This window comes from Novosphingobium sp. (assembly GCF_019748365.1).
Lineage (GTDB): Bacteria > Pseudomonadota > Alphaproteobacteria > Sphingomonadales > Sphingomonadaceae > Novosphingobium.
Map to the genome: position 1 here is coordinate 1 of NZ_JAIEPN010000075.1, position 24,310 is coordinate 24,310.

The 24,310-nt window shown below is 66.4% G+C and carries 25 protein-coding genes; 9 read left to right on the forward strand and 16 right to left on the reverse strand.

Features of this window, described 5'->3' with window-relative positions; translation table 11 throughout:
• Positions 1-224: 224 nt before the first annotated feature.
• A complete protein-coding gene (locus K5Q19_RS09880; protein WP_292944258.1) occupies positions 225-1,220 on the forward strand; it encodes an AAA family ATPase in 996 nt (331 codons plus the stop codon).
• Between the two features lie 3 nt (positions 1,221-1,223).
• Here K5Q19_RS09880 and K5Q19_RS09885 read toward each other — a convergent pair whose 3' ends face one another.
• The 5 genes from K5Q19_RS09885 to fmt form a co-directional block, all read right to left on the reverse strand.
• Complete coding sequence (locus K5Q19_RS09885) at positions 1,224-3,497, reverse strand: GGDEF and EAL domain-containing protein (protein ID WP_292944261.1); 2,274 nt, start codon at positions 3,495-3,497, stop codon at positions 1,224-1,226.
• 145 nt (positions 3,498-3,642) lie between these two features.
• Positions 3,643-4,755: a zinc-binding dehydrogenase gene (locus K5Q19_RS09890; protein WP_292944264.1), complete on the reverse strand. Its 1,113-nt coding sequence runs from the start codon at positions 4,753-4,755 to the stop codon at positions 3,643-3,645.
• A gap of 64 nt (positions 4,756-4,819) precedes the next feature.
• Entirely contained in the window at positions 4,820-5,572 is a 753-nt protein-coding gene (gene truA / locus K5Q19_RS09895) for a tRNA pseudouridine(38-40) synthase TruA (protein ID WP_292944267.1), read from the reverse strand.
• Complete coding sequence (locus K5Q19_RS09900) at positions 5,569-5,964, reverse strand: hypothetical protein (RefSeq protein WP_292944270.1); 396 nt, start codon at positions 5,962-5,964, stop codon at positions 5,569-5,571. The genes truA and K5Q19_RS09900 overlap by 4 nt, the downstream gene beginning before the upstream one ends.
• The gene (gene fmt / locus K5Q19_RS09905) at positions 5,964-6,869 is read right to left on the reverse strand and encodes a methionyl-tRNA formyltransferase (protein WP_292944272.1); all 906 of its coding nucleotides are present in this window, start codon (positions 6,867-6,869) and stop codon (positions 5,964-5,966) included. The genes K5Q19_RS09900 and fmt overlap by 1 nt, the downstream gene beginning before the upstream one ends.
• Positions 6,870-6,920: 51 nt before the next feature.
• Here fmt and recR point away from each other — a divergent pair, with 51 nt between their 5' ends.
• From recR to rmuC, 3 genes are all read left to right on the forward strand, one after another.
• Positions 6,921-7,517, forward strand: a complete 597-nt coding sequence (gene recR / locus K5Q19_RS09910) for a recombination mediator RecR (protein ID WP_292944274.1) — start codon at positions 6,921-6,923, stop codon at positions 7,515-7,517.
• 39 nt (positions 7,518-7,556) lie between these two features.
• The gene (gene def, locus K5Q19_RS09915) at positions 7,557-8,123 is read left to right on the forward strand and encodes a peptide deformylase (RefSeq protein ID WP_292944276.1); all 567 of its coding nucleotides are present in this window, start codon (positions 7,557-7,559) and stop codon (positions 8,121-8,123) included.
• A 464-nt stretch (positions 8,124-8,587) separates the two neighbouring features.
• Positions 8,588-10,102 carry a DNA recombination protein RmuC gene (gene rmuC, locus K5Q19_RS09920; RefSeq protein ID WP_292944279.1) on the forward strand — a complete coding sequence of 505 codons (1,515 nt, stop codon included), beginning with the start codon at positions 8,588-8,590 and terminating at the stop codon, positions 10,100-10,102.
• 140 nt (positions 10,103-10,242) lie between these two features.
• Here the strand turns inward: rmuC and K5Q19_RS09925 are convergent, their stop codons facing one another.
• From K5Q19_RS09925 to K5Q19_RS09955, 7 genes are all read right to left on the reverse strand, one after another.
• Positions 10,243-11,055: an RNA methyltransferase gene (locus K5Q19_RS09925; protein ID WP_292944282.1), complete on the reverse strand. Its 813-nt coding sequence runs from the start codon at positions 11,053-11,055 to the stop codon at positions 10,243-10,245.
• Between the two features lie 12 nt (positions 11,056-11,067).
• Positions 11,068-11,346, reverse strand: coding sequence for an HPr family phosphocarrier protein (locus K5Q19_RS09930; protein ID WP_292944325.1), 279 nt, complete (start codon positions 11,344-11,346; stop codon positions 11,068-11,070).
• A 32-nt stretch (positions 11,347-11,378) separates the two neighbouring features.
• Positions 11,379-11,783 carry a PTS sugar transporter subunit IIA gene (locus K5Q19_RS09935; RefSeq protein WP_292944284.1) on the reverse strand — a complete coding sequence of 135 codons (405 nt, stop codon included), beginning with the start codon at positions 11,781-11,783 and terminating at the stop codon, positions 11,379-11,381.
• A gap of 178 nt (positions 11,784-11,961) precedes the next feature.
• Positions 11,962-12,891 carry an RNase adapter RapZ gene (rapZ, locus tag K5Q19_RS09940; protein ID WP_292944287.1) on the reverse strand — a complete coding sequence of 310 codons (930 nt, stop codon included), beginning with the start codon at positions 12,889-12,891 and terminating at the stop codon, positions 11,962-11,964.
• Between the two features lie 60 nt (positions 12,892-12,951).
• Positions 12,952-13,392 carry an HPr kinase/phosphatase C-terminal domain-containing protein gene (locus K5Q19_RS09945; protein WP_292944290.1) on the reverse strand — a complete coding sequence of 147 codons (441 nt, stop codon included), beginning with the start codon at positions 13,390-13,392 and terminating at the stop codon, positions 12,952-12,954.
• Positions 13,389-14,993, reverse strand: coding sequence for a stimulus-sensing domain-containing protein (locus K5Q19_RS09950; RefSeq protein ID WP_292944293.1), 1,605 nt, complete (start codon positions 14,991-14,993; stop codon positions 13,389-13,391). The genes K5Q19_RS09945 and K5Q19_RS09950 overlap by 4 nt, the downstream gene beginning before the upstream one ends.
• Positions 14,962-15,702 (reverse strand): response regulator transcription factor, encoded by a 741-nt coding sequence (locus tag K5Q19_RS09955; RefSeq protein ID WP_292944296.1) that lies wholly within the window; start codon positions 15,700-15,702, stop codon positions 14,962-14,964. The genes K5Q19_RS09950 and K5Q19_RS09955 overlap by 32 nt, the downstream gene beginning before the upstream one ends.
• Positions 15,703-16,096: 394 nt before the next feature.
• Between K5Q19_RS09955 and K5Q19_RS09960 the strand changes: the two genes are divergently transcribed.
• Positions 16,097-17,701, forward strand: coding sequence for a phosphoenolpyruvate carboxykinase (locus K5Q19_RS09960; RefSeq protein WP_292944299.1), 1,605 nt, complete (start codon positions 16,097-16,099; stop codon positions 17,699-17,701).
• Between the two features lie 82 nt (positions 17,702-17,783).
• Complete coding sequence (locus tag K5Q19_RS09965) at positions 17,784-18,233, forward strand: hypothetical protein (RefSeq protein WP_292944302.1); 450 nt, start codon at positions 17,784-17,786, stop codon at positions 18,231-18,233.
• Here K5Q19_RS09965 and K5Q19_RS09970 read toward each other — a convergent pair.
• From K5Q19_RS09970 to K5Q19_RS09985, 4 genes are all read right to left on the reverse strand, one after another.
• Positions 18,230-20,224 carry an FAD/NAD(P)-binding protein gene (locus K5Q19_RS09970; protein WP_292944305.1) on the reverse strand — a complete coding sequence of 665 codons (1,995 nt, stop codon included), beginning with the start codon at positions 20,222-20,224 and terminating at the stop codon, positions 18,230-18,232. The two genes, K5Q19_RS09965 and K5Q19_RS09970, sit on opposite strands and share 4 nt — an antisense overlap.
• 56 nt (positions 20,225-20,280) lie before the next feature.
• Entirely contained in the window at positions 20,281-20,874 is a 594-nt protein-coding gene (locus tag K5Q19_RS09975) for a J domain-containing protein (protein WP_292944308.1), read from the reverse strand.
• A 78-nt stretch (positions 20,875-20,952) separates the two neighbouring features.
• The gene (locus K5Q19_RS09980; RefSeq protein ID WP_292944311.1) at positions 20,953-21,243 is read right to left on the reverse strand and encodes a DUF2282 domain-containing protein; all 291 of its coding nucleotides are present in this window, start codon (positions 21,241-21,243) and stop codon (positions 20,953-20,955) included.
• A 20-nt stretch (positions 21,244-21,263) separates the two neighbouring features.
• Positions 21,264-22,478 carry a hypothetical protein gene (locus K5Q19_RS09985; protein ID WP_292944314.1) on the reverse strand — a complete coding sequence of 405 codons (1,215 nt, stop codon included), beginning with the start codon at positions 22,476-22,478 and terminating at the stop codon, positions 21,264-21,266.
• Positions 22,479-22,607: 129 nt separating this feature from the next.
• On the opposite strand from K5Q19_RS09985, the gene K5Q19_RS09990 reads away from it, so the two are divergent.
• Genes K5Q19_RS09990 through K5Q19_RS10000 form a run of 3 tightly spaced genes read left to right on the forward strand, consistent with a single transcriptional unit; the run spans position 22,608 to position 24,224 of the window.
• Positions 22,608-22,880, forward strand: a complete 273-nt coding sequence (locus tag K5Q19_RS09990) for a BolA family protein (RefSeq protein WP_292944317.1) — start codon at positions 22,608-22,610, stop codon at positions 22,878-22,880.
• Positions 22,873-23,325 carry an NUDIX domain-containing protein gene (locus tag K5Q19_RS09995; RefSeq protein WP_292944320.1) on the forward strand — a complete coding sequence of 151 codons (453 nt, stop codon included), beginning with the start codon at positions 22,873-22,875 and terminating at the stop codon, positions 23,323-23,325. The genes K5Q19_RS09990 and K5Q19_RS09995 overlap by 8 nt, the downstream gene beginning before the upstream one ends.
• A complete protein-coding gene (locus K5Q19_RS10000) occupies positions 23,322-24,224 on the forward strand; it encodes a pirin family protein (protein ID WP_292944323.1) in 903 nt (300 codons plus the stop codon). Before K5Q19_RS09995 ends, K5Q19_RS10000 begins: the two co-directional genes overlap by 4 nt.
• Positions 24,225-24,310 lie beyond the last annotated feature (86 nt).

Below are 24,310 nucleotides of genomic sequence, written 5' to 3' on the forward strand. Positions count from 1 at the left end.
GTGTGGGGGCCCCCAGCCCGTCAACAGAAGGAACCGTTCAATGGGATCTTGACAAGGCCCGGATCATACAAGTCGATGCTCTTTTCCCCCAGCACCACAGCCACCTTGCGCACAAAGGGGGAGAGAAGGGCCCCATACAATTTCATAGCATCCGCCTCCCGCGGTCGAGTCAGCACGCAAAGCTTATTGCAGCCTTTCGCAGCCCCGTATAGGCGGGTGCTGCGATGACCGATATTCCGAACCTGCAGGCCGATACCCGCGCCACCACCGTCCTTGCCGCTCCCGATACCACGCTGAGCGTGCGGGAGACTTTCGGCATTCCCGTCGACATGACCGTGCCTGCCTTCTCGGTGGCCGACGAGCGCGTGCCGGATCTCGATCCCAACTACGTGTTCGATCCGGATACCACGCTGGCGATCCTCGCAGGCTTTGCCCATAACCGCCGCGTGATGGTGCAGGGCTATCACGGCACCGGCAAATCGACGCACATCGAGCAGGTGGCAGCCCGCCTCAAGTGGCCGTGCATCCGCATCAACCTCGATGCGCACATCAGCCGCATCGACCTGATCGGCCGCGACGCGATCGTGCTGCGCGATGGCCTTCAGGTCACCGAATTCCGCGAAGGCCTGCTGCCCTGGGCGCTGCAAACCCCGACCGCGCTGGTCTTCGACGAATACGACGCGGGCCGCCCGGACGTGATGTTCGTGATCCAGCGCGTGCTGGAAACCGAAGGCAAGCTCACGCTGCTCGACCAGAACCGCGTGATCCGCCCGAACCCCAACTTCCGCCTCTTCGCCACGGCGAACACGGTGGGCCTGGGCGATACGAGCGGGCTCTATCACGGCACGCAGGCGATCAACCAGGGCCAGATGGACCGCTGGAACATCGTCGTGGCGCTGAACTACCTGCCCGCCGCGACCGAGATCGACGTGGTGACCAAGAAGGTCCCCGGCCTCGACGCCAAGACGGCGGCCGACATGGTCCGGGTGGCCGACCTCACCCGCAAGGGCTTCATCGCCGGCGACATTTCCACCGTGATGAGCCCGCGCACGGTGATCAGCTGGGCGCAGAACACCGGCATCTTCGGCGATACCGGCTTCGCCTTCCGCCTCTCGTTCCTCAACAAGTGCGATGAGACCGAGCGGGTGCTGGTGGCCGAATACTACCAGCGCGTGTTCGGCAAGGACCTGCCCGAAAGCGTCGTCGGCAAGGTGGGATAACGGCTAGCCTCGCGCTGCGGCGCGGGGCGGGGTGCGGCGCGTCACCGGGAGTTCTGCGGCCGGAACCGGCGGGCTGATCAGATGCCCCTGCACTTGCGCGCAACCCCGCGCGCGTAGGACGGCGAGCTGGGCGGCGTCCTCCACGCCTTCCGCAATGGTCTGCATATTGAGCCGTGCGGCAAGATCGAGCACGCTTTCGACGATCGCCGCGCTTTCTCCGCCCGCATCGAGATCGGTGACGAAGCAGCGGTCGATCTTGATCTTGTCGAACGGGAAACTGCGCAAGTAGTTGAGCGCGGAATAGCCCGTGCCGAAATCATCAAGCGCGATCCGCACGCCCAGCCCGCGCAGCTGGTGGAGCAGCGCGATGCAGGCCTCCTCATCCTGCATCAGCACGGATTCGGTGATTTCCAGCTCCAGCCGCTCTGGCTTGAGACCTGTTGCGGCGAGTGCCGAGACGACCTGACGCAGCAGCGCACCGCCCTGCATCTGAACGGCCGAGACGTTGACCGCGATGGTGAGGTCCTCGTCCCAGCCCGCCGCCTCGGCCAATGCCTCACGCAGGACCCACTCGCCGATCTGGACGATCAGCCCGCTGCGCTCTGCCAGGCCGATGAACATCGCGGGGCCGATCATGCCGCGCTGCGGATGGCGCCAGCGCAGCAGCGCCTCGAACCCGGCAATCCGGTCGGTCCTGAGATCGAGCACCGGCTGGTAGTGCAATTCGAACTCGCCGCCCGGAAGCGCCGAGCGCAGCTCGAGTTCCAGCGCGCGGCGATCGAGCAGAGTGCGTTTCATGTCCGGATGATACAGCGTCGCCATGCCGCGGCCTGCGGACTTGGCCTCATAGAGCGCCATGTCCGCAGCGCGCAGCAGTTCATCGGCATTGGCAGCATGATCCGGCGCAAGAGCGATGCCGACGCTGGCGCCGAGCTGGATGAGCCTGCCTTCCACCTCGATCGGCGTGGAAAGATCGGTCACGATCGCCTGCGCGCGGGAAAGCGCGAGTTGCGCCCCGCGCGTGCGGCCCAGCATCAGGGCAAACTCGTCTCCGCCCAGCCGGGCGATCACGTCCCGCGGCCCCGCATGCAGGCGCAGGCGTTCCGCGACGACCTCGAGCACGCGGTCCCCCGCCGCGTGGCCCAGCGAATCGTTGACCAGCTTGAAGTGATCGAGATCGACGAACAGACAGGCCACGCGCCCCCGCCCGCGCGCGCCGCCCGTCAACTCGCGTGCCAGCCGATCGTGGAATTCGGTGCGATTGACCAGCCGGGTGAGCGGATCGTGATGCGCCAGAAAGCGCACCGTGCTTTCGGCCTGGTGGCGGTCGGTCACATCGCGCAGGAAGCCGCGAAAGCCGAAATGGCGGCCTGCAGCATCGAACAGCGGACATCCCGAGACCACGAACCAGCGCTCCGTGCCTGCCACGGTCAGTGACAGGCTGACTTCGTGAAAAGTCTGCAGCCGGTGCGCGGCGGCGCGAATGATGTCCTGCCCGGGGCCGGGATCGAACAGATTGACCAGCTTGGCGCCGGTCAGGGCCTCTGCATCCCGGCCCAGCAGCTGGCACAGACGCGGCGCCGCATCGGTGATCAGCCCCTCGCTGTCGACCTCGACAAGGCAATCGCTGCCATGCTCACGGTACTGCGTCAGCAGAAGCTCGATCGTGTCGTTGGCGGTCCTCAGCTCGCGCGTGCGCAGGCGGCGGGTGGCGAACATGTAGTGCAGATTGAAAATCCGCATGTGCGCACTCGACATCAGCAGAAACATGAGCAGCAAGGTGGGCGCGGCAGGCACTTCCGGCCGCATCAGCAGCGCTACGGCCATGCCCAGCGTCGAAATCCACGATGAAACCAGCCCGGCAACCGGCAAGGTGAAATGCGCAAAGAGCACCATGGCATCGGTCGCAAGGATCAGGATCACCAGCGGCACGAGGTGATCCGGCGGCGCAATCGCCAGTCCGGCGCCATTGACGACCATGCACACAAGCGCGCGAACGATGATATACCGCCGCCACACGCCAAGCAGCACGGCCGGATCGCCCCCGCGGCGCCAGCAACGCGTGATGTAGGCATGGGCCATGATGATCACGACGAAGTGCCCGAGCCACAGCCCCACGAACCATGGGGCGCTGATCCCCGCACAGAGCAGGAGAAGGCCGGCGCGGGTCAGTTCGAACGCTCTGCCCGGCGCGGCGTGGAGGTGCGTCAGCTTGCAGGTGTCGAACCACGCGCGGTCGCGCTCATGCACCTTGTGGGTGATGAGTTGGAGTCCCATCAGGGGGTGTCTGGCCAAAGCTGACAGCAGCCTGGCGAACATCCTCGCTCTCCCGTTCCGCGCCGCAAGGGCGATGGAACGAGTTAGCGCAGGGCAGCTTGGGGCTCTCTCTAGCCGCAGCTAGGTAGGGCTGCGTAAGCGCCCGTCAGGAAGTGGGGACCACCAGATACTTCTCGCCGGTGCGGCGCGCGTTGTATTCAGCGACGGCGGCTGGCTCCAGCATGCCTTCAAGGCTGACTTCGGCCTTGTAGTGGCTGGCAAAGGTAGTGGTGAGATCGCGCGCGACGCGGGCCCGCATCCGGCCCACCGTTTCCATGCCGGCCTTGGCCATGAACGGCGTCAGCAGCCAGCCGCCGAGATCCCAGGTGAGGCCGAAGGCGCGGTTGAGAATGGTCGGCCCGAGATCGAGCGCGCCGTAGATGTAGACTTTCTTCGGCGTCGACGAGCCATAGCGGCTGAAGGCAGCGCCCCGGCTGGCAGAGGATTCCATCGCGGCAAGGATCTGACCCGCTAGCGTGCCGCCACCGATCGGATCAAAGCCGAGCATCGCGCCGGTTTCATGGATAGCATCGGTGAGCGCGGCCTGAAACCCGGTCGCGGTCATGTTGAGCACGTGGGTGGCGCCAAGGCCCTTCAGGAGCGCGACCTGCTCCTCGCTGCGCACGATATTGACGAGCGGCACATTGTCTTCCTGGCAGATGCGCACCAGCATCTGGCCAAGGTTGGAGGCAGCCGCGGCGTGGACAAGCCCAGTGAAGCCTTCCATCCGCATCGTCTCGACAAAGCCCAGTGCGGTCATCGGATTGACGAAGCTGGAGGCGGCCTGCGCCGGGGTCACGCTGTCGTCCACCGGAAGGCACATGCCCGCCTCGGCATAGGCATAGCTTGCATAGGCAGTGCCCGGCACGCAGGCGACGCGCTTGCCCATCAGCGCCTGCGCGGCGGGGCTGTCACCCGCAGCGACGACGATCCCGGCCGCCTCGTTGCCCGCAGGCATATCGAGCCCGTGGCGCGCGGCCATGGCGCGGGTGGCATTGTCGGGCATTTTCGCGACGACCTTGCCGGGGGCATATTCGGCGTTTGCGGTATCGGCGGAGGCGAACAGCAGGCCAAGGTCCGAGGGGTTGATCGGCGTCGCCTCGACTTGCACGAGGACCTGGCTGCCGGTGGGTGCCTCCCACGTCTTGGGCACGATCTGGACGGTCAGCGTGCCGTCCGCATCAAGCCGGGTGGTGAGCTGCTTGCCGGTAAATGCCATGATTCTCTCCCTGGTGCGCGGCTCCTTGGCGGGCGGCGCAGGTTTCATTCCGCTACTTAACGGCTCATTCGCCGGGGTAAAGCGCGCGCATGAAATAGAGGCCATCGGGCGGCGCATTGTGGCCAAGGGCGCTGCGATCACACGCTTCGAGCGCGGCGCGGAGATCGGCCGCCGTCCAGCGCCCTTCCCCCACCATGGCAAGGCAGCCGACCATCGAGCGCACCTGATGATGGAGGAAACTGCGCGCCTCAGCGGTGATCAGCACATGATCGCCCTCACGCCGCACGCCAAGGTGGCGCAAGGTCTTCACCGGGCTGGCGGATTGGCACTGCGCCGAACGGAAGGTGGTAAAATCGTGCCGCCCCACCAGCACCTGCGCCGCTTCGTGCATGGCATCGGCATCGAGTTCATGCGCGATCCGCCAGGCCCGCCCCGCCTCCAGCACCAGCGGCGCGCGGCGGTTGGCGATGACGTATTCGTAGGACCGGCCGATGCACGAAAAGCGCGCGTGCCAATCCTCCGGCACGTCCACGCAATCGAGCACGGCCACGGCCTGTTCCGCCAGCCTGAGCCGCGCATTGAGCGCCTCGCCCATACGGAAGGGTGGCAGCGCTTTCTCGCTATCGAAGTGTGCCCGCATCGCCCGCGCATGGACGCCTGTATCGGTACGCCCGGCAGAATGGAGCGTGACGGGATGACCGACCACGCTTTCCGCCGCTTCCTCGAACGCCTGCTGGACTGAGGGGCCATGCGCCTGCCGCTGGAAACCCATGTAGGGCCTGCCATCGTATTCGAGAGTGAGGGCGTAGCGGGTCATGGCGTGCGCATCCGGCTCGTCAGAATGCAGGCAAGGACAGCTAGCGAGACAGCCACAACTGCGATCACATTGCAGTTCGCTGCCGGATAGCTGCCATAGCACTCTGCCAATCCCGGAGCTTGGCACCATAGGCCGGGAAACAAGCGCCAGCTCTGCATCGGCAGAATGAAGCTTGCGCCGAAGCAGAAGGAGAAGAATGCCGATCTTGGTCTGAGGAAGATCAGCGTCCCACCGCTGATCAGCGCTAGCGACCCGATCCTGTTGGCCAAGTTCAATGGCCCGGTCAGGCTGCCGCCAACCTCTTCCCCGAGCGCCTCGTTCATGGTTGCAGCAAGCGCGGCAAGGAAAGCTATCACGAAAGTAACGACCCGAAGTGCGCGATCTTGCGACATCAGACCAATTCCGTCACCGCCGGAATGGCCCGACCGCGCAGAAGGGCAGCCGGCTCCATCGCAGGCTTGCCCGCGCGCTGGATCAGCGTGGGGCGCAGCGCGCCCGCTCCGCAAGCGATGGTGAGGGCCGCGTCCAGCGTTACCCCCGGCGCGCCAGAGCCTTCCACAACATCACCTGCAAGCACCCGGTACCGCTCGCCCTCCAGCTCGAAGAAGGCCCCCGGCGCGGGCGCAAAGGCGCGGATCTGGCGTTCCACCTGCACGGCGCTCTGGCCGAAATCGAGGCGGCTCTCGGCCTTCTCGATCTTGTGCGCATAAGTCACGCCCTCCTCCGGCTGCACCACCGGCGGATGCGCGGGAAGATCGGCGAGCACCGAAACCATCAGCGCCGCGCCCTTTTCCGCAAGCTCTGTGGTCAGTTCACCCGCCGTCTTGCCATCCACCGGCGTTTCGACCGTCGCCAGCATCGGCCCGGTGTCGAGCCCGCGTTCCATCTGCATGATCGTCACGCCGGTCATGGCATCGCCCGCAAGGATCGCCCGCTGCACCGGCGCCGCCCCGCGCCAGCGCGGCAACAGCGAACCGTGGACATTGAGGCACCCCAGCCGCGGCGCATCGAGCACGGCCTGCGGCAGGATCAGCCCATAAGCGGCGACCACCGCCACATCGGCTTCCAGCGCGGCAAACGCGGCCTGTTCCTCGGCGCCCTTCAGCGAAACCGGCGTGCGCACGGGAATGCCCAATGCCTCCGCCGCGCGGTGCACGGCCGAGGGCTGCAGCTGCTTGCCCCGCCCCGCCGGGCGCGGCGGCTGGCTGTAGACCGCCACCACATCATGCCCCGCCGCGGCCAGCGCGGTCAGCGTTAGCACGGCGAAATCCGGGGTTCCCATAAAGACGATGCGCATAACGCTCAAAAGGGCCTTTCGTTTGCGTGGCGTGGCCCTATCTCTCCCCCCATGGCATCGCAAGAGATCGAGGCGCTGGCGAGCGCGCTGGCGCGGCTACCCGGATTGGGTCCGCGTTCGGCGCGGCGCGCGGTGCTATGGCTGATCAAGCGGCGCGAGACGAGCCTCGTCCAGCTTGCCGAAGCGCTCGAAGGCGTGCGCGCGCGGCTGGTCGAGTGCCAGACCTGCGGCAATGTCGATACCGCCGACCCTTGCAATATCTGCACCGATCCGCGCCGCGATGCCCGCGCGCTCTGCGTGGTGGAGGAAGTGGCCGACCTCTGGGCGCTCGATCGCTCGCGGCTGTTCACCGGGCGCTATCACGTGCTGGGCGGGCGGCTTTCGGCGCTGGAAGGCGTGGGCCCGGAGGACCTTTCCATCGGCAAGCTCCTCGCGCGGCTGGAAGCGGGCGGGATCGACGAAGTGGTCCTCGCCATGAATGCGACGCTGGAGGGCCAGACCACCGCGCACTACATCGCCGAGCGGATCGACACCCTGCCCTTGCGCGTCACGCAGCTGGCGCATGGCCTGCCGGTGGGCGGCGAGCTCGACTATCTCGACGAAGGCACGCTGGCGCAGGCGCTGCGGGCACGGCGGCCTGTCGGGTAGCACCTTGCGAGTCGGGCGCGGCTTGCCTATCTGACCGGCATGGCTATCCGCGAAATCCTCGAAGTCCCCGATCCGCGCCTCAAGCAGATCTCCGCGCCCGTCACCGTGTTCGACGAGGAGCTGAAGACGCTCGTCGCCGACATGTTCGAGACGATGTATGCCGCACCGGGGATCGGCCTTGCCGCGATCCAGGTCGGCGTGCCCTCACGCGTGCTGGTGATCGATCTGCAGCCCGACGATCCGGATGCCGAGCCGGTACCCTGCGCCCACGACGGGCACCACCACCATCACCAGCCGACCAAGCGCGAGCCGCGCGTCTTCATCAATCCCGAGATCCTCGATCCTTCGGCCGAACGCCGCGTCTACAACGAAGGCTGCCTCTCGGTGCCCGAGATGTATGCCGAGGTGGAGCGCCCGGCGCGCATCCGTGCGCGTTGGCAGGACCTTGAAGGCAAGGTCCACGAGGAAGAGATGGACGATCTCCTCGCCACCTGCCTGCAGCACGAGATGGACCACCTCGAAGGCATCCTGTTCATCGACCACCTCTCGCGCCTCAAGCGCCAGATGGTGCTCAAGAAGCTGGAAAAGCTTCGCCGCGCGGCGTGATCTATTCTCAACTCTGATCGGCGTAAAAAAAGGGATTGCGTTCCCTTTTCGTTCAGATATTCTCGGCTGACGTCAGCAATTTGTTGGGCTGCTGGCGTCAGACTGCGAATCGCCCGTTTCTTGGTTGCACCTTAGTCTTTTCAAGCACATCGTTGCCCTCGAAAGAGAATGCGCGTGATGCGAGATAAATGGCAGCCAGTCACCGCGACTAGTAGTTTGGCCTGTCGCACAGAGGAGAAAAGCCGTGAAAAATCGGCTCTATTCACTGTGCTGGCTGAACGATGGTGTGCACTGGATGCTGATTTCAGCAAACGGTGAAATCTTGTCTTGCTCTCCCTTTGGGTTTGCGAGCCAGGAGGACGCGCTTTCAGACCTTCAAAGGTATCTTTGAAGGGAACCAGACACAGTGACGTCGGTGGGGGTTCGCCCTCACCGACACCTGTGCGGAATGTTGGTCGTCTGACATGGTGTATGCAATTGCTGCAATCGTTTCTCTATTGCTTGGCCTTGCGGTAGGCTGGTTCCTCGGCGCGCGCCCTGTTGCCGAGCTTCAGGCGCGGCTGACCGCGCGCGAGGGTGAGGCGCGCGAGCTTGACGAGAAGTTCCGCCGCGCGATCACTGAACTTGCCGCCGCGAGTGTGAAGGCCGGGCAGCACGATGCGCTGGTCGCGGAAGCCGCGGCCGTGCGCGAGGAGCGCGATTCGCTCGCCGCGCAGTTCGCCGCCGCGCACGAACGCGCCGCCGAGGCGGACCGGATGCGCCCCGAACTCGCCGCATTGCGCGCCGACCGCGAGGCCCTGCGCGCCGAGCTTGAGCGCATGAAGGCCGATGCCGAGAACTTCGCCGAACAGAAGCGCCTGCTGATCGAGGCGCAGGAAAGCCTGCGCAAGGAATTCGAGAACGCCGGCCACAAAGTGCTCGAACGCGCGCAGGAAGCCTTCCTCGCCCGCGCCAACGCGCGCTTTGCCGAAAGCGAGAAGACCAGCGAGGCGCGGCTGCAGGCGGTGCTGGAGCCGGTCGGCGCGCGACTCGCAAAGTACGAAGCGCAAGTGCAGGAACTTGAGGCGAAGCGCGTCGATGCCTTCGGGCAGCTCACCGGGCTGATCGAGGGCATGCGCCAGGGGCAGGAAGCGGTGCGCACCGCGGCGCTGCAGCTGGGCAACAGCTTGCGCAATGGCCCCAAGACCCGCGGGCGCTGGGGCGAGCTGCAGCTGCGCAACGTGCTGGAGCAGTGCGGGCTTGCCGAACACACCGATTTCGTCACCGAACATTCGGTCGATACCGAGGACGGGCGGCTGCGCCCCGATGCCATCGTCAAAGTGCCGGGCAACAAGATCCTTGTGATCGACGCCAAGGTTTCGCTGAATGCCTATCAGGACGCCTTCGAGGCTGCGGACGATGACGCGCGCGGTGTCGCGCTGGCGGCGCACGTGCAGTCGATGCGCAACCATATCCAGACGCTGGGCGCCAAAAGCTATCAGAGCCAGTTCGAGGAGGCGCCGGACTATGTGCTGATGTTCGTGCCAGGCGAACATTTCATCGCCGCCGCGCTGGAGCGCGATCCGGCGCTGTGGGACTTCGCCTTCGAGCGGCGCGTGCTGCTCGCCTCCCCCACCAACCTCGTCGCCATCGCGCGCACGATTGCGCAAGTGTGGCGGCAGGACGGGCTTGCTCGCGAAGCGCGCGAGATCGGCAAGATGGGCGGCGAGCTCTACGACCGTCTCGCGGTGGCGGCGGAGCACCTCAAGCGGATGGGCTCGGGCCTCGACAGCGCAGTCGGGCACTACAACAAGTTCGTCGGCAGCTTCGAGCGCAACGTGCTCTCGGCCGGGAAGCGGCTGCGGGACAAGCATATCGAGATCGGCAAGCGCGAGATCGAGGATGTGCCGCTGATCGAGACCGCGCCGCGCCATGGTGATTCGGATGGGGGGCCAAAGCTGGCGCTAGTTGAGCCGGAGGATGGCGAGGCGGCGGAGTAACGCTGGCCACGCACTGTCTTCGTCATCCCCGCGAAGGCGGGGATCCAGGGCAACACAGCGCCATGGCCGCACTGGATCCCCGCCTTCGCGGGGATGACGAGGGTTGGGAGTATGACGAGGTTTGGGAGTAGCGGCTGCGCCTAACCCAGCGTCGCCAGCACCTCATACGCCAGCACCGCCGCCGCCACGGCAGCGTTAAGGCTGTCCGCCCGGCCCTTCATCGGCATCGTCACGCGCAAGTCGCAGGCCATTTCGTACGCCTCAGGCAGCCCTCGCGATTCGTTGCCGACCATCACGAAGCAGGGCGCTGCATAGGCCGCGCCGCGATAGGGCACCGCCTCGCGCAAGCTGGCTGCCACCAGCTGGCCCGGCCCGGCGCGCAGCCACCGTTCAAATTCCTCCCAGCGCGCCTGCGCCAGCGGCACGGTGAATACCGCGCCCATGCTCGCGCGCACGGCTTCTACCGAAAAGGGATCAGCGCAGTCATCGAGCAGGATCACGCCGCCCGCACCCACCGCGTCAGCCGTGCGGAGCATGGTGCCGAGATTGCCGGGATCGCGCATCGCCTGCGCCACAAGCCACAGCGGCGCACGACTACGGTCGAGCGCTTCCAACCGGGTATCCCATTCGGCGAAAACGCCCGCCACGGCCTGCGGGTTGTCCTTGCCCGTCACTTTGGCGAGCAGGTCCTCCGGCATTTCGATCACATCGCCGCCCGCGCGCGCAACTGCCGCTTCAAGCGCGTCCAGCAGCGGGTGCCCTTCGCGCCCCTCCGCCATCAACAGCAATTCGGGCAAGCGGCCGCATTCGCGCGCATCGGTCAGCAGGCGCAGACCTTCGGCAAGGAAGCGGCCCTCGCGTTTGCGATGCTTCTTTTCCCGAAGCGCGCGCACGGCCTTGATGGTCGGGTTGGAAAAGCCCGTGATCTGGCGGCGGGTCGCTGAACTTGTCACTGGGCCATGGCCTCAGTCCTCGCCGAAGCCGTCCTTGACGAGCCCGGCAACTTTCATCAGCACCGCCTCCGCGTCAGGCCCGGTCACCACGATCTCGACCGTATCGCCTTTCGCGGCGCCCAGCATCATCAGGCCGAGGATCGAGCCGCCCTGCGCCTCGGTCCCATCCTTGATCACCTTCACGTCCACGCCTTCGGGCAGGCGCGCGACCGCGTTGACGAACTTGGCGCTCGCCCGCGCATGCAGGCCGCGCTGGTTGACGATGAGGACAGTCTCGCGAGCCGTGGTCATTTCGGATGAAGCAGCGGCGTCGTCGGTCATGCTCAGGCGTCCTGCCCCAGAAATTCGGATGCGATGGTGATGTAGTTGCGCCCCGCATCGCGCGCGGCGGCGGTCGCCTCGCGCACGCCCATCGAGCTCCGCGCCTTGGCGAGGCGGATCAGCATGGGCAGGTTGATGCCTGCAATCACTTCGACTTTGCCTGCCTCCATCAGCGAAATCGCAAGGTTGGACGGCGTGCCCCCGAACAGATCGGTGAGGATGATGACGCCCGAGCCTGAATCGACGCGGCGGGTCGCCTCGGCGATTTCCTTGCGGCGGCGCTCCATGTCGTCATTGGGGCCGATACAGACCCCGACGATATCGGGCTGACGCCCGACGACGTGCTCCATCGCATGGATGAATTCGTCGGCAAGGGCACCGTGGGTGACGAGGATGAGACCGATCATCTGGGGGTGTGGCTCCGAAGGGCGATGCGGCAAGGGGCCGCAATCAGGCTGGGCAGTATCCGCTGTGGCTGGTGCCGTATCCGGCTGAATGCCTGACCGGTCCCGCCATCTTCCAGTGCATGCCCATTCCCCCGTTTCCTGCTGTTACCCCCGGACGGTATGCAGGCCTCTTTGTTTTTCACGTCTGCGAGCCCTCGACCATGTCGGCAGCGCGCGACCCCAGGTTGCGATGCAGCAATGTGGGAGAAAATCCCGCATCGCGCAAGGCTGAAGCGATCTGTTCGGCCATGAACACCGAACGGTGGCGCCCGCCAGTGCAGCCGAAGGCAATGTTCACATAAGCCTTTCCCTGTGCCTGAAAGCGCGGGAGCAGTAGCAGAAGAAGATCGCGGATCCGCGCGAAAGCTTCGCTAAATGCAGGATCGCGGCGGATATATTCCCCCACCGGCGCATCCCTTCCGGTCTGCGGGCGCAAGGAATCATCCCAGTGCGGATTGTTGAGGAAGCGCATGTCGAACACGAGGTCGGCGAGCGGCGGGGTGCCACGCGAAAAGCCGAAACTGGAGATCGTCACCGTGGTGCGCTGCGGCGTGATCCGGCCGAACTGTTCGCGAATCGCCTGCTGCAGGTCGTTGGTGGAGAAATCGGTGGTGGAGATGACGACGTCCGCCCAGCGGCGCAGCGGCTCGAGCAGCTCGCGCTCGGCGGCGATGCCGGTCGCGGCGGGCTTGTCCTCGCTCATCGGGTGGCGGCGGCGCGTCTCGTTGTAGCGGCGCTCGAGTTCGGACCCGCCGCAATCGAGAAACAGCGTGGTGAGCGCCAGATCGCCGCGCGCGGTGAGGCGCTTCACCCGCTCGATCGTCTTGGCGGGATCGAAACCCCGGGTGCGCGTATCGAAACCGATCGCGAGTGGCGAGCCCGCGTCGAGCTGCGCCGAACCCGGCTCGGTCTCCAGCAAGCGATCGAGCAGGCGGATCGGGAAATTGTCAATGGCTTCCCAGCCCATGTCCTCCAGCGTACGCAGCGCGGTGGTCTTGCCCGCGCCCAGCACGCCGGTGACGAGCAGGATGCGCTGCTGCGCGCTTTCCGGTTCCGACTCAGCCGACATGCGCGGTGGTTTGCGCCAGCCGCCGCGCGAAGGAAAGACCGCGAAGGGGCAAGCCCACGGCTATGTTTCACGCGGGGACATCACGCCCGCTTTCAGGCCATGGATGCGCAGCGCCATTTCGGCGCGGAGATGCAGCGCGGGGCTCTCCGGCCAGAGCCGGATCAGCGGCAGCGCGGCACCGTGGCGCAGGGCGGTTTCCGCCACCTCGATGAAGCGCGGGCCCTCCTTGTCGAGCGCGATGACCAGCGCGACCGGAACCCCATTCGCGACCGGCATCGGGACAAGGCCAATCCCGCGCACTTCAAGCAGACCGGCCGTTTCCGGCACCGGGCTGGCGAGCAGGCGGGCGCCATCGCGCTGCAGCACCACCCCATCATCCCCCACCAGCACCGCCCCGCGATCGATCAGCGCGAGCGCGAGGCTGGACTTGCCCGCGCCGGGCGGCCCCTCGATCAGCACGGCGCTGCCCGCGATGGCCACACAAGTCGCCTGATGCTTCACTCCTCGTCCTCCCCGGCCATGGGCAGTTCGAGCACGAGCTGCGCGCCCGGTTCGCCGCCGGGCCGGTCGGTGATGGTGAGCGAGCCTTCATGTGCCTCGGCAATCGTGCGCGCGATGGCGAGGCCCAGGCCGCTGTGCGCGCCGAACGCTTCGCTGGCGGGGCGCACCGAATGGAAGCGTTCAAACACTTTCTCGCGCTCGGCAGGCGGAACGCCCGGGCCATCATCGGTGACCGCAAGGAACACCCGCCCCTCGCTGCCCCAGACGACGACTTCGACCGTACCGCCGGCCGGCGAGAACGAGACCGCGTTGTCGAGCAGGTTTTCGAGCACGCGCTCCAGCTGCAGGGCGTCGCCGCGCACCAGCGCCGTGCCGCCCCCGCGCACCATGCGGATGGGGCAAGCCTCGCGGTCGGGCCGCGCACCGCGCGCGCCGACAACGTCTGCGGCGAGGCCCGCCAGATCGAGCGGCGCGAAAGTGGCGCGGCTGAGCTGTGCGTCGATCCGGCTGGCGTCGGCGATCTCGGTAATCAGGCGGTCGATGCGCTGGACATCGTGCGCGGCAATCGCGGCGAGTTGCTGGCGCAAGGCGGGATCGTCGATCTTCTCCATGGTCTCGAGCGCACTCGAAAGCGAGGCGAGCGGGTTCTTGAGTTCGTGCGCGACATCGGCGGCGAAGCTTTCCACCGCGTCGATGCGCTGGCGCAGCGCGGTGGTCATGTCGGAGAAGGCGCGGGCGAGAAGGCCGATCTCGTCGCCGCGCTCGGGCAGGCGCGGCACCACGACCGCGCGGTCGCGCCCCAGCCGCACGCGCACCGCAGCGCGGACCAATGCCCGTAGCGGCTGGACAATGGTGCGCGCGAGGAACAGCGAGAGCTGGATCGAGAGCATGAAGGCAACGCCAATGATGATGCCGAGCGACTGGCGGGCATCGCGCACAGACTGCGTGACATCGGTGGCGTTGCGCAGCGCGAGCAGCATTTCGCCCTTGCTGCCGACGGGAGTTGCCGCGGTGATGACGGGCGTGCGGTCCGGGGCGTAGCGCAGGTAGACTTCGGTTGCCTGCGCGGTGCGGGCGCGGGCGATTTCCGGCCAGTTGGCGGCGCCGGTTTCGGGCGGTTCGCGGTAGCGCTCGATCATCGGGGCACCGACGATGAAATCGACGCCGCGATCGAGCAGCCGGGCAGCGCTGGTATACCACGCCTCCTTGTCCGGATCGGCGAATTCAAACGGCGGCGGCGCGAGGCGGAAACTGTCGGCAATCAGGCCACCTTTCGCATCATAGAGCGTGAGGCGCAGCTTCTGTGTGGTGCCGATTTCGGCGAGCACTTCGCGCGCCTTCGCCGGGCGCGCTTCGGTGAGGGCGAAAGCGGCAATTTCCGCCTCGGCGCGGGCCAGCTTGAAGCGCTCGGCGAGGAGCTGCTTGCGGTAGCTGTCGAGGTAGAAGAACGAACCCGCCAGCAGCGCGAGCGCAATGACATTGACCGCAAGGATGCGCACGGTGAGCGAGACGCCGCGCACGCGCCACGAACGGCGGCGCTGACCCGCCCGGGCAGAACCCGGCGCAGGTTCAGGAATCGGTGAAGCTGTATCCGGCGCCATAGAGCGTTTCGATGGCGGCAAACTCGGCATCCGCCGCGCGGAACTTGCGCCGCAGCCGCTTGATGTGGCTGTCGATGGTGCGGTCATCGACGAAGACATCGTCGTGATAGGCCGCGTCCATCAGCTGGTTGCGCGTCTTGACCACGCCGGGGCGCAGCGCCAGCGCTTCAAGGATCAGGAACTCGGTGACAGTGAGCGAAACCGCGGCATCGTCCCAGGTCACGGTATGGCGCGCCGGATCCATCACGAGGCGGCCGCGGCGGATCGGCTCGGGCAGGGGCTGCGCTTCCTCGCCCGGCTCGGCAGGCCCCGCCGCATCGCTGCGGGCGATTTCGGAGCGGCGCAGGATCGCGCGGATGCGGGCGATCAGCAGGCGCTGGCTGAAGGGCTTGGCGATGTAGTCATCCGCGCCCATTGCAAGGCCGAGCGCTTCGTCCGCCTCGGCATCCTTGCTGGTGAGGAAGATCACCGGAAGCTGGCTTTTCTCGCGCAGGCGGCTGAGCAGTTCGAGCCCGTCCATGCGCGGCATCTTGATATCGCAGATGGCAAGGTCGGGCGGGTTTTCGATCAGCGCCTTCAGCGCGGCGGCGCCGTCGTAATAGAGCCGCGTGGCAAAGCCTTCGGCCTGCAATGCGATCGAGACGGTGGTGAGGATGTTCCGATCATCATCCACCAGCGCGATCACGCGGGGATCATCATCGCTCCGCACGGGTGCGCGGGGAGCGGATGGAGCCGGAGATTGCAGGGCGTCTGACAGGGCGGCTTCCGGTCTGGCTGGCGGCGAGGCGGGGCTAGTCGATTACCGGTTCGCCCCAAGGCTTGCAACCATGGCGGGCAACCGGTGCGGGGATCACGAGGCGATCGCGGGGACAGTTGTACGCGGTGCAACTTGCTGCGCAAAAAACTTGGTTGCCGCAAGGGCATTTGACGCAGCATGGCAGGGTGGCTAAGGGCCAGACCGGACTCAGCGCATTCGTATGCAAAACAGCTGCGGATTCGCCGGCGGACGAGAGCATCTGGGTGTGATTGCAACGCGGGGCCCTGCCTCGCCTGGAGCCCCAACCGGCCCGGGCAACTGGCAGACCTGCCATGGGAGACCGACTGTGTCTGATACCACATTGAACGTGACCCTCGCGCAGCAGGGCCTTCCCGAGCCGGCGCAGATCTTCGCCAACCTTGGCACCGCGCCGCTGGTGGAGCATGCGATCCGCAACGGCGAGGGCGTGCTTTCGGCAGACGGCCCGTTCGTCGTCGCCACCGGCAAGCACACCGGCCGCAGCGCCAAAGACAAGTTCTTCGTCCGCGATGCGACAACCGAAGACACGATCTGGTGGGGCAAGACCAACGTCAGCATGACGCCCGAGCAGTTTGCCGCGCTGAAGGAAGATTTCCTTGGCCATCTCGGCGGGCTCGACAAGGCCTATGTGGCTGACCTGTTCGGCGGTTCGCAACCCGAATATCGCGTCTCGGTCCGCGTGATCACCCAGTACGCCTGGCATTCGCAGTTCATCCGCACCCTGCTGGTGCGCCCGACGGCGGAAGAGCTCGCGAGCTTCGCGCCCGAATACACGATCATCGATATCCCGAGCTTCCGCGCTGATCCGGCCCGCCACGGCTGCCGCACGGAAACGGTGATTGCGGTCAACTTCACCGAGAAGCTCATCCTCATCGGCGGCACCGCCTATGCGGGCGAGATGAAGAAGTCGGTCTTCGGCATCCTCAACTACCTGCTCCCGGTGCAGGGCGTCATGCCGATGCACTGCTCGGCCAATATCGGCGCGGACGGCACCACGGCGGTGTTCTTCGGGCTTTCGGGCACCGGCAAGACCACGCTTTCCGCCGATGCCAGCCGCACGCTGATCGGCGATGACGAGCATGGCTGGTCGGACACCGCGGTCTTCAATTTCGAAGGCGGCTGCTATGCCAAGATGATCCGCCTTTCGGCCGAAGCGGAGCCCGAAATCTTCGCAACGACCAAGCGCTTCGGCACGATCCTCGAGAACGTGGTGATCGATCCTGAAACCCGCACGATCGATCTCGACGATGCCTCGCTCGCCGAGAACAGCCGCGGTTCCTACCCGATCGATTTCATCCCGAACACGAGCGAGAAGAACCTCGGCCCGGTCCCGGCGAACATCATCTTCCTGACGGCGGATGCCTATGGCGTGCTGCCCCCGATCGCGCGGCTGACGCCCGATCAGGCGATGTACCACTTCCTGTCGGGCTACACCGCGCGCGTTGCCGGCACCGAAATCGGCGTGACCGAGCCGGAAGCGACATTCAGCACCTGCTTCGGTGCGCCGTTCATGCCGCGCCATCCCTCGATCTATGGCAATCTCCTCAAGGAGCGCATCGCCAAGGGCGGCGTGAAGTGCTGGCTGGTCAACACCGGCTGGTCGGGCGGTCTTGCCACGATGCCGGGGATCAAGCGCATGCCGATCAAGGCGACCCGCGCGCTGCTCAACGCCGCGCTCGACGGCAGCCTCAACAGCGCCGATTTCCGCATCGATCCCAACTTCGGCTTCGAAGTGCCGGTCGCGGTGCCGGGCGTGGATACCGCCCTGCTCGATCCGCGCGGTGCCTGGGCCGACGGGGAAGCCTATGATCGCACCGCCAAGGAGCTGGTGCGCAAGTTCATCGACAACTTCGCGCAGTTCGCCGACCACGTCGATCAAAGCGTGCGCAACGCGGCACCGATCGCGGCATAAACCAAGAAGACGACAATCCTTGTCTGGCGTGAGGCCTCGCCCTGTGCGAGGCCTCTTTTTTTGTGCTCAGAAGGTGTTCCCAATGGCCGCGCATGCGATCCGACTCTTTGCCGATGATGCGGCGGTGCGCCATGTGGGCGAAGGCTTGCTTGCCCGCACCCTGCCCAAGGCGGAGTGGACGCACGAGGCGCATCTGGCGGCCTGCCTGTGGTTGGTGCGCGAAAGGCCGGACTTCCTGCCCGAGCGCGATATGCCCGGCACGATCAGCGCCTACAATCTGTCGGTGGGGACGCAGAACACCGACTGCGGCGGCTATCACGAGACGCTGACCCAGCTCTACATCAAGGGCGTGCGCGCCTTTGCGGCAACGCTGGCCGAAGGGACTCCGCTGGTCGATGCCGTCAACGCGCTGCTCGAAAGCGAGATCGGCGACCGCAGCTGGCCGCTATGCTTCTTTTCCAGGGAGCGCTTGTTCAGTGTGGAAGCGCGGCGCGGCTGGGTGGAGCCGGATCTCGCCGCGCTCGAGGATTAGGCAGTCCGGCGCGGCACAAACGGATAGGTCCGCCGCTCGATCACTTCCTGCACCGCGCGGTGGGCTTCCTGGATCGCGGCATCGGTGTGCGGGCTCGCCGCGGCGTCGCTATTGGCGATGCTGACGAGGCCGAAGGGCTGGCGTCCCACCACGCAAGGGCGGTTCGGGCTTTCGCTGTAGACCCATTCCACCGGATCGTAGATCGAGTTGTAGGTATAGGAATAGCCGTGGCCCCAGCGGTTCACGGTGATCCCGGCGATATCGCGCGCGGCATCGAAACCGGCGCCGCCCAGCATGCGCTGCAGCTGGCGCCGCGTCTCGCGCTCGAAGGTCTCGAAGCTCATCGCGAGGAGCTCGGCGCGGCCGACACGGTGCTGGTCGCGGCGCGGCAGGCCGGGCTTGTTCATGTATTTGACGAGGTGGAGCACCACCGGTTCGTCCGGACTTTGCGGGTGCTTGAGATCGCCGAGGCTGACCGCTTCGGTGAGGCCGACTTCCTGGTGGAACATCGTCGGGCAATGGAAGTTCGCCGCGCCCAGCTTCACGAAGGGCCGCCAGTTGGTGACCGCAACGCTGGTGTAGACCATCGGCCCCTTCACCCCATAGGCGAGGGCCTCCTTCTGCGCGGTGGGCAGTTCGGGCATCATGTAGGGGATCGCCATGTTCCAGCAGGCCATGATCACGGCACGCCCACGCACTTCGGCGAGCTTGCCCTCCTTCGCATAGTGCACCGCGACTTCGCCCGCGCTCGCCGGATCGCCCTTGTGCGCGACATTGAGGACGACGCTCGAAAGCCGGATGCGCGTCGGCGCGCCGGGCCGGTCGAGCGCTGCGTAATCGATCACTGCCGTGCCCATGTCCTCCTGCGAGCGGCCCGCGGTCGCCTCGGGCACCAGCTTTGAAACCAGCAGCCGCGCCAGCGTGGCATTGCCATCGGGGAAGTGGATCGACTTGTCGCCTTCGCGCTGGCGGCCGTGCTGCCCACCAGGGAGATCGGCGAAGAGATCGGCCGGCACTTCGCCCAGCGCCATGCCGGAAAAGCCGGGATAGCCCTGCACCCATGCAAACAGCGCGGGCACGGCATCGCCGCCCACGCAGAAGCTCGCCATGCCGATGTTCTGGAACAGCCAGTAGACCTGCGGATCGACGCCGACCTTCTCGGTGAGGAATTCCTTGTAGGAATGGCGTGCGAGCCAGTCCTTCTTGGCAGCCTGATCGAGGCCGGGGAGGTAATCAGGCTGGTCCTTTGCGAACAGGCGCGCGAGATCCGCCCGCGCCTTGGGGCCAAGCGGCGCCTTCTCCAGCTTCTCGGGCTCGATCCGCCCGCCGCGCCAGCCGCCGCCCATCGCCAGCACCACATCCTTGCCGCCAAAGGTCTCTGCATCGAAGACAATGCCGTGGCCCATGCCGAGCGATTTGTAGAGCGTGGCATTCGCTGTGTTGTCCCGCTCGAACCGGGCGATATCGACGCCGATATCATCGAGCAGCACGCGCGACCATTTATCGTAGCGCGAGGGGCTTTCGATGTTGAGCGTGCCGCCGTTGCAGACGAGCAGCCTGCCATTGACGCGGAACTCGTTGCGCTTGGCATGGCCGCCGAAATCGTCGTGATTGTCCAGCACCAGCACCTTGGCACCGGGCCCCACCCGCTTCTGGAAGAAATGCGCGGCGGAAAGGCCCGAAAGCCCGCCGCCGACGACGATCAGATCATAGACCTCGCCGCTGTCCTCGGCGTCCGCCAGCTTGAGCGTCCCGTCGCGCAGCATGTGCGCTGCCTCGTAAGTCCCGGCGTGCGAACCGCGCATGCCCTGCTTCGCTGGGGGATAGGGAGCTGGATCGATCTCGGGCGTGACGACAGCTTTCACGCGGGCAGCAGCAGCCAGCGCTTCAGCGGGTGCCGTGGCGGCGAGCGCGCTTGCGGCAACCCCGTTCACGAAATCGCGCCGGGTGATTGCCCGGTTCATTCCCAGCTGCCGGTCCTCGTCTCGCATGCGTTCCCCCATACCCGATAGCACAGCTTTGCGCCGGACGGGGGGCTTGTCCAGCCTCAGACGTTGAAGGCCGGTGTCGCGCGCAAGAGATTGTAGGCTTCGACGACGGCCTGAAGCCGGCTTTCGTAGGCCCGGTCGCCGCCATTCTTGTCCGGATGGAAACGGCGGACCAACTCGGAATAGCGGGTGCGCAGCGCCTTGCGGTCGGCATCGAAGCCGAGGCCCATGACGTCGTAGGCCTTACGCTCCTCAGGTCCGATGCCGCGCCGGGCGGCTTCCTGCCGGTGCAGCGCATCGGCGCGGCGCGCCTTGGCGCGGCCTGCGATGGCTTCAAGCGGATCGGAAAAATCATTCCAGCGCGGGGCCTGATCGATGCCGGCGGTCGGCCGGAATGCACGCGTCTCGGTCGCCCAGCCAGCGAGCGGGGACTGCGCCGCCATGATTTCCTCGGGCGTCATGCCCTTGAAGAAATCATACCCCGCATTGAAGGCGCGCACGTGCTCAAGGCACATCCAGCGGTAATCACCCGGCCCGTCGAAACCCGGCGCACGCACACCGGGGGCGCGGAATTCTCCCGGCTCGTTGCAGCCGGGCACCGCGCAAAGCTGCCCGGTGCCCTGCACCCGGCCATGGAAGCGATCATGTTTCATGTGTCGCCCCACATGGGCAATCCCGGTCCAAGATGGAAGCCGTGACTTTTCGGGCAAACACGAAAAAAGTGGGCGAGCTCAGCCTTTCTCGGGCGGAGACAGTTCACCGCCGGCGATCTTCTTGCAGACCCCGGCAGGCACATAGATCCACGCTGCTGGCTCGTTGTCCTTCTTGGCCGTACCGCCGCAGGTGTGCACCGGGCTGAAGCAATCGTTCATGCCTGCTTTCACCACGCCATAGCACTTCTCGAACTTGTAGCTGGGCTTGGGCACATTGATCTGCGCGCTGGCCTCACTCGCGACAAAGGCGACCGCCAGCGCCGCGGCGGCGACGGCCATGCGGACGGGAACTTTGGGGGATTCGGGCATCAGTCAATCTCCACAGGCTGCTAGAAAAAGGAAAACTGCACTCCGGCAAGGAGGACGAGCCCCTGCCGGGTCGGTTCGGGCTGCGGCGCATTGGCGGCAAGGCGGAAGTGATAGGCGGCAGCAAAGACGCGCGCCTCGGTATACCGTCCCGCCCCCAGCAGATCGTGGTTGCGATCGATCTGCAGCGAGGCGCCGCCCTCGATCACATCGAGCGTATCGTCCCCCGGCAGGCCGTCCCGCCGCACGGCGCGGGCGTGCTGGACATAGCCGCCCACGGTCCATGGGCCCGATACGCGATCGAGGCTGGCGATCACACCGAATGGCCGCGCACCACGCCCGGCAGGGCGAGAATCGAGACCGGCACTTAGGCCGAATGCCCAGGTATCCCGCAGCGTTGCCGAAACCCCGCCGCTCACTGAACCCAGCCCGCGCCAGCGCCCGTCCACCCCGAGTTCGCGCAGATGCGACCATGTCGCGGCAAGCGTGAGATCAAGATCGGCGCTGCGGTGGTTCCACACCGCCGCCGCTTGCACCAGATCCTTGCGCCGTGGGGCCGCCGGAATGGGCACCGCCGCTTGCCCGCCTTGCCCGAGCAGCACGCCCGGCCTCTGCGTCACCGTGGGTGCATAGGAGACCGCGCCATAGAAACCGCTGCGCGTGCGCGGCGTCACCCAGATCGCCTTGGCTGAGCGGTCGGCATAGAAGCGCGCGGCATAGCCGAGCGTGCTCAGGCCATTGATCCGCGCTGCGAGCGGGGCAGGCAGGGCGCGCGTCGGCAGGCGGCCATCGGGATCGAGCCGGGTGCCGCCGACCGGGCCGAAGGGAGCGGAGACAAGGGCGATCTCCGAAGGGGTAAACCCGACGAGGCTCTGCGGAAAGCCCGCGCGCTCGCCCACTTCGATGCGACCGAAGCTGCCCGAGGCGAACACGCTCCATTCGGGGATAGCCGCGCGCCAGGTGGCGGTTTGCCGGCCTGTCGTGGCGGTGAGGTTGATCACCCCCCGCGCGCCGAGCAGCGTACCGCCCTTGGTACGCAGCAGCGGGCTGGCCTCGATTTCGGTTTCGGACAGCACGCGGCCTTCTCCGGCCGACGGGCCGTCGGTGGCGGCGGCGACAGCGCCGGTCTGGAAACCGCTGAGCGCAACCGCGAAATGGCCGGGACCGGGCAGCGATTGCGCGTGGGCGGTCGTGGCACACAGGCCCAGCAGCGCCGCAACCGGCAGAATAGCCCGCAATTCCGCCACCTCATGCGCTCCCGCAAGCTGCACTGGAGATATGTTCGGAATGGATAGGTCTGCGGTTACAATGCGCGCGTGCTCTCACGCGCCCTTTCACAAGTTCACCGATCGGTTAAGATACGTGCCATGACCGGACCCCTTGCCCAGGAAATCACCGAGCTGCTTACCGCGGCTCTGGCCCCCGAACACCTCGCCGTGATCAACGACAGCGCCCACCACAGCGGCCATATGGGCGATGACGGATCGGGCGAATCGCACTTCACCGTCGAGATCACGAGCGCGAAGTTCGCCGGTGTCTCGCGCGTGATGCGCCAGCGCATGGTGAATGCCGCGCTGGGCGATATTCCGGGACAGCGGGTCCACGCGCTCGCGATCAAGGCCCGTGCGCCCGGTGAGTGATGCCCCGCGCCGCGTCCGCAGGGCCGCGCGCATCCTGCTGATCGATGAGCACGAGCGGCTGCTGCTGATTCGCTTCACCCCGCCCGGCCGCCGCGCCTTCTGGTGCGGGGTGGGCGGCGAATGCGATCCGGGCGAAGACTTCCACGCCGCCGCAGTGCGCGAACTGTTCGAGGAAACCGGCCTGCAGGTGGAAAACTGCGGGCCCGAGATCGCGCAGCGCACCGACGATTTCATCACGCTGGAAGGCGAACCCGTCACTTCCGACGAGCGCTTCTTCCGCGTGCGCACGGTGAACTTCACGCCCGATCCTGCCGGACACACCGAACTGGAGCGCGCGCTGATCCAGGAATTCCGCTGGTTTGCCGCTGCCGAACTGGCACAGTGGCACGAACCGGTGTTTCCGGTGAACATCCTCGACCTGATGCAAGCGGAGGTATCGCCATGATCGAACCCGTGATGCAGACCCTGACGCCGGTGACCCACGATCTCGGCGCCTTTCAGGTGCGGCGCGTGCTGCCCGCGCGCGAGCGGACGATGGTCGGCCCGTTCATCTTCGTCGACCAGTTCGGCCCCGCCGTGCTGCCCACCGGCACCGCGATGGACGTGCGGCCGCACCCGCACATCAATCTCGCCACCGTCACCTGGCTGTTCGGCGGCAAATATGCGGGCGCGATCGACCACCGCGACAGTCTGGGCACGTTTGCCACGATCCGGCCGGGGCAAGTCAACCTGATGACCGCCGGGCGCGGCATCGTCCATTCCGAGCGCAGCCCCATGGCCGAGCGTGAGGGCGGCCCGGCGCTTTATGGCATGCAGACCTGGCTCGCGCTGCCCGACGGGCGCGAGGACATCGACCCCGCCTTCGAGCAGCAGGCGGACCTGCCGCTCATCGAGGACGGCTGTACCACCGCGCGGGTGATCATGGGCACGCTGTGGGGCCGGACCGCCGCGACCACGCAGCACAGCCAGACCATCTATGCCGAAATCCTCTTCGCCCCCGGCGGCGCGATCCCCATCGAAGCGGCAGCAGACGAGCGCGCGGTCATGCTGGTGGGCGGCGAGGCGAGCGTCGATGGCGTACCGCTCGGGCTCTACAGCCTTGCCGTGCTGGCGCCCGGCGCCACGCTGAAGCTTGCCTCCGAGGGCGGCGGGCGCGTGATGCTGCTCGGCGGCGAGGCCTTCACCACGCAGCGCCACGTATGGTGGAATTTCGTGAGCTCGAGCCGCGAACGGATCAATCAGGCCAAGCACGATTGGGACGAAGGGCGCTTTCCCAAAGTGCCGGGGGACGAGGACGAATTCATCCCCCTGCCCAAGGTGCCCAATACGCGCGCCAATCTTTAAATCAGAGCACAAGAGGGAGAGACGTACATGGCATTTGCCGGAGAGGTGGCGTGGATCACCGGGGCATCATCGGGGATCGGCGCGGC

Coding starts and splice junctions, on each gene's coding strand:
- truA (WP_292944267.1), bottom strand. CDS start 5,572: ATGACCCGCTACGCCCTCACTCTCGAATACGATGGCAGGCCCTACATG.
- K5Q19_RS09880 (WP_292944258.1), top strand. CDS start 225: ATGACCGATATTCCGAACCTGCAGGCCGATACCCGCGCCACCACCGTC.
- K5Q19_RS09965 (WP_292944302.1), top strand. CDS start 17,784: ATGGCCGCGCATGCGATCCGACTCTTTGCCGATGATGCGGCGGTGCGC.
- rmuC (WP_292944279.1), top strand. CDS start 8,588: ATGGTGTATGCAATTGCTGCAATCGTTTCTCTATTGCTTGGCCTTGCG.
- K5Q19_RS09950 (WP_292944293.1), bottom strand. CDS start 14,993: ATGGCGCCGGATACAGCTTCACCGATTCCTGAACCTGCGCCGGGTTCT.
- K5Q19_RS09970 (WP_292944305.1), bottom strand. CDS start 20,224: ATGCGAGACGAGGACCGGCAGCTGGGAATGAACCGGGCAATCACCCGG.
- def (WP_292944276.1), top strand. CDS start 7,557: ATGGCTATCCGCGAAATCCTCGAAGTCCCCGATCCGCGCCTCAAGCAG.
- K5Q19_RS09980 (WP_292944311.1), bottom strand. CDS start 21,243: ATGCCCGAATCCCCCAAAGTTCCCGTCCGCATGGCCGTCGCCGCCGCG.
- K5Q19_RS09890 (WP_292944264.1), bottom strand. CDS start 4,755: ATGGCATTTACCGGCAAGCAGCTCACCACCCGGCTTGATGCGGACGGC.
- K5Q19_RS09885 (WP_292944261.1), bottom strand. CDS start 3,497: ATGGGACTCCAACTCATCACCCACAAGGTGCATGAGCGCGACCGCGCG.
- K5Q19_RS10000 (WP_292944323.1), top strand. CDS start 23,322: ATGATCGAACCCGTGATGCAGACCCTGACGCCGGTGACCCACGATCTC.
- K5Q19_RS09975 (WP_292944308.1), bottom strand. CDS start 20,874: ATGAAACATGATCGCTTCCATGGCCGGGTGCAGGGCACCGGGCAGCTT.
- fmt (WP_292944272.1), bottom strand. CDS start 6,869: ATGCGCATCGTCTTTATGGGAACCCCGGATTTCGCCGTGCTAACGCTG.
- rapZ (WP_292944287.1), bottom strand. CDS start 12,891: ATGTCGGCTGAGTCGGAACCGGAAAGCGCGCAGCAGCGCATCCTGCTC.
- K5Q19_RS09900 (WP_292944270.1), bottom strand. CDS start 5,964: ATGTCGCAAGATCGCGCACTTCGGGTCGTTACTTTCGTGATAGCTTTC.
- K5Q19_RS09935 (WP_292944284.1), bottom strand. CDS start 11,783: ATGATCGGTCTCATCCTCGTCACCCACGGTGCCCTTGCCGACGAATTC.
- K5Q19_RS09990 (WP_292944317.1), top strand. CDS start 22,608: ATGACCGGACCCCTTGCCCAGGAAATCACCGAGCTGCTTACCGCGGCT.
- recR (WP_292944274.1), top strand. CDS start 6,921: ATGGCATCGCAAGAGATCGAGGCGCTGGCGAGCGCGCTGGCGCGGCTA.
- K5Q19_RS09930 (WP_292944325.1), bottom strand. CDS start 11,346: ATGACCACGGCTCGCGAGACTGTCCTCATCGTCAACCAGCGCGGCCTG.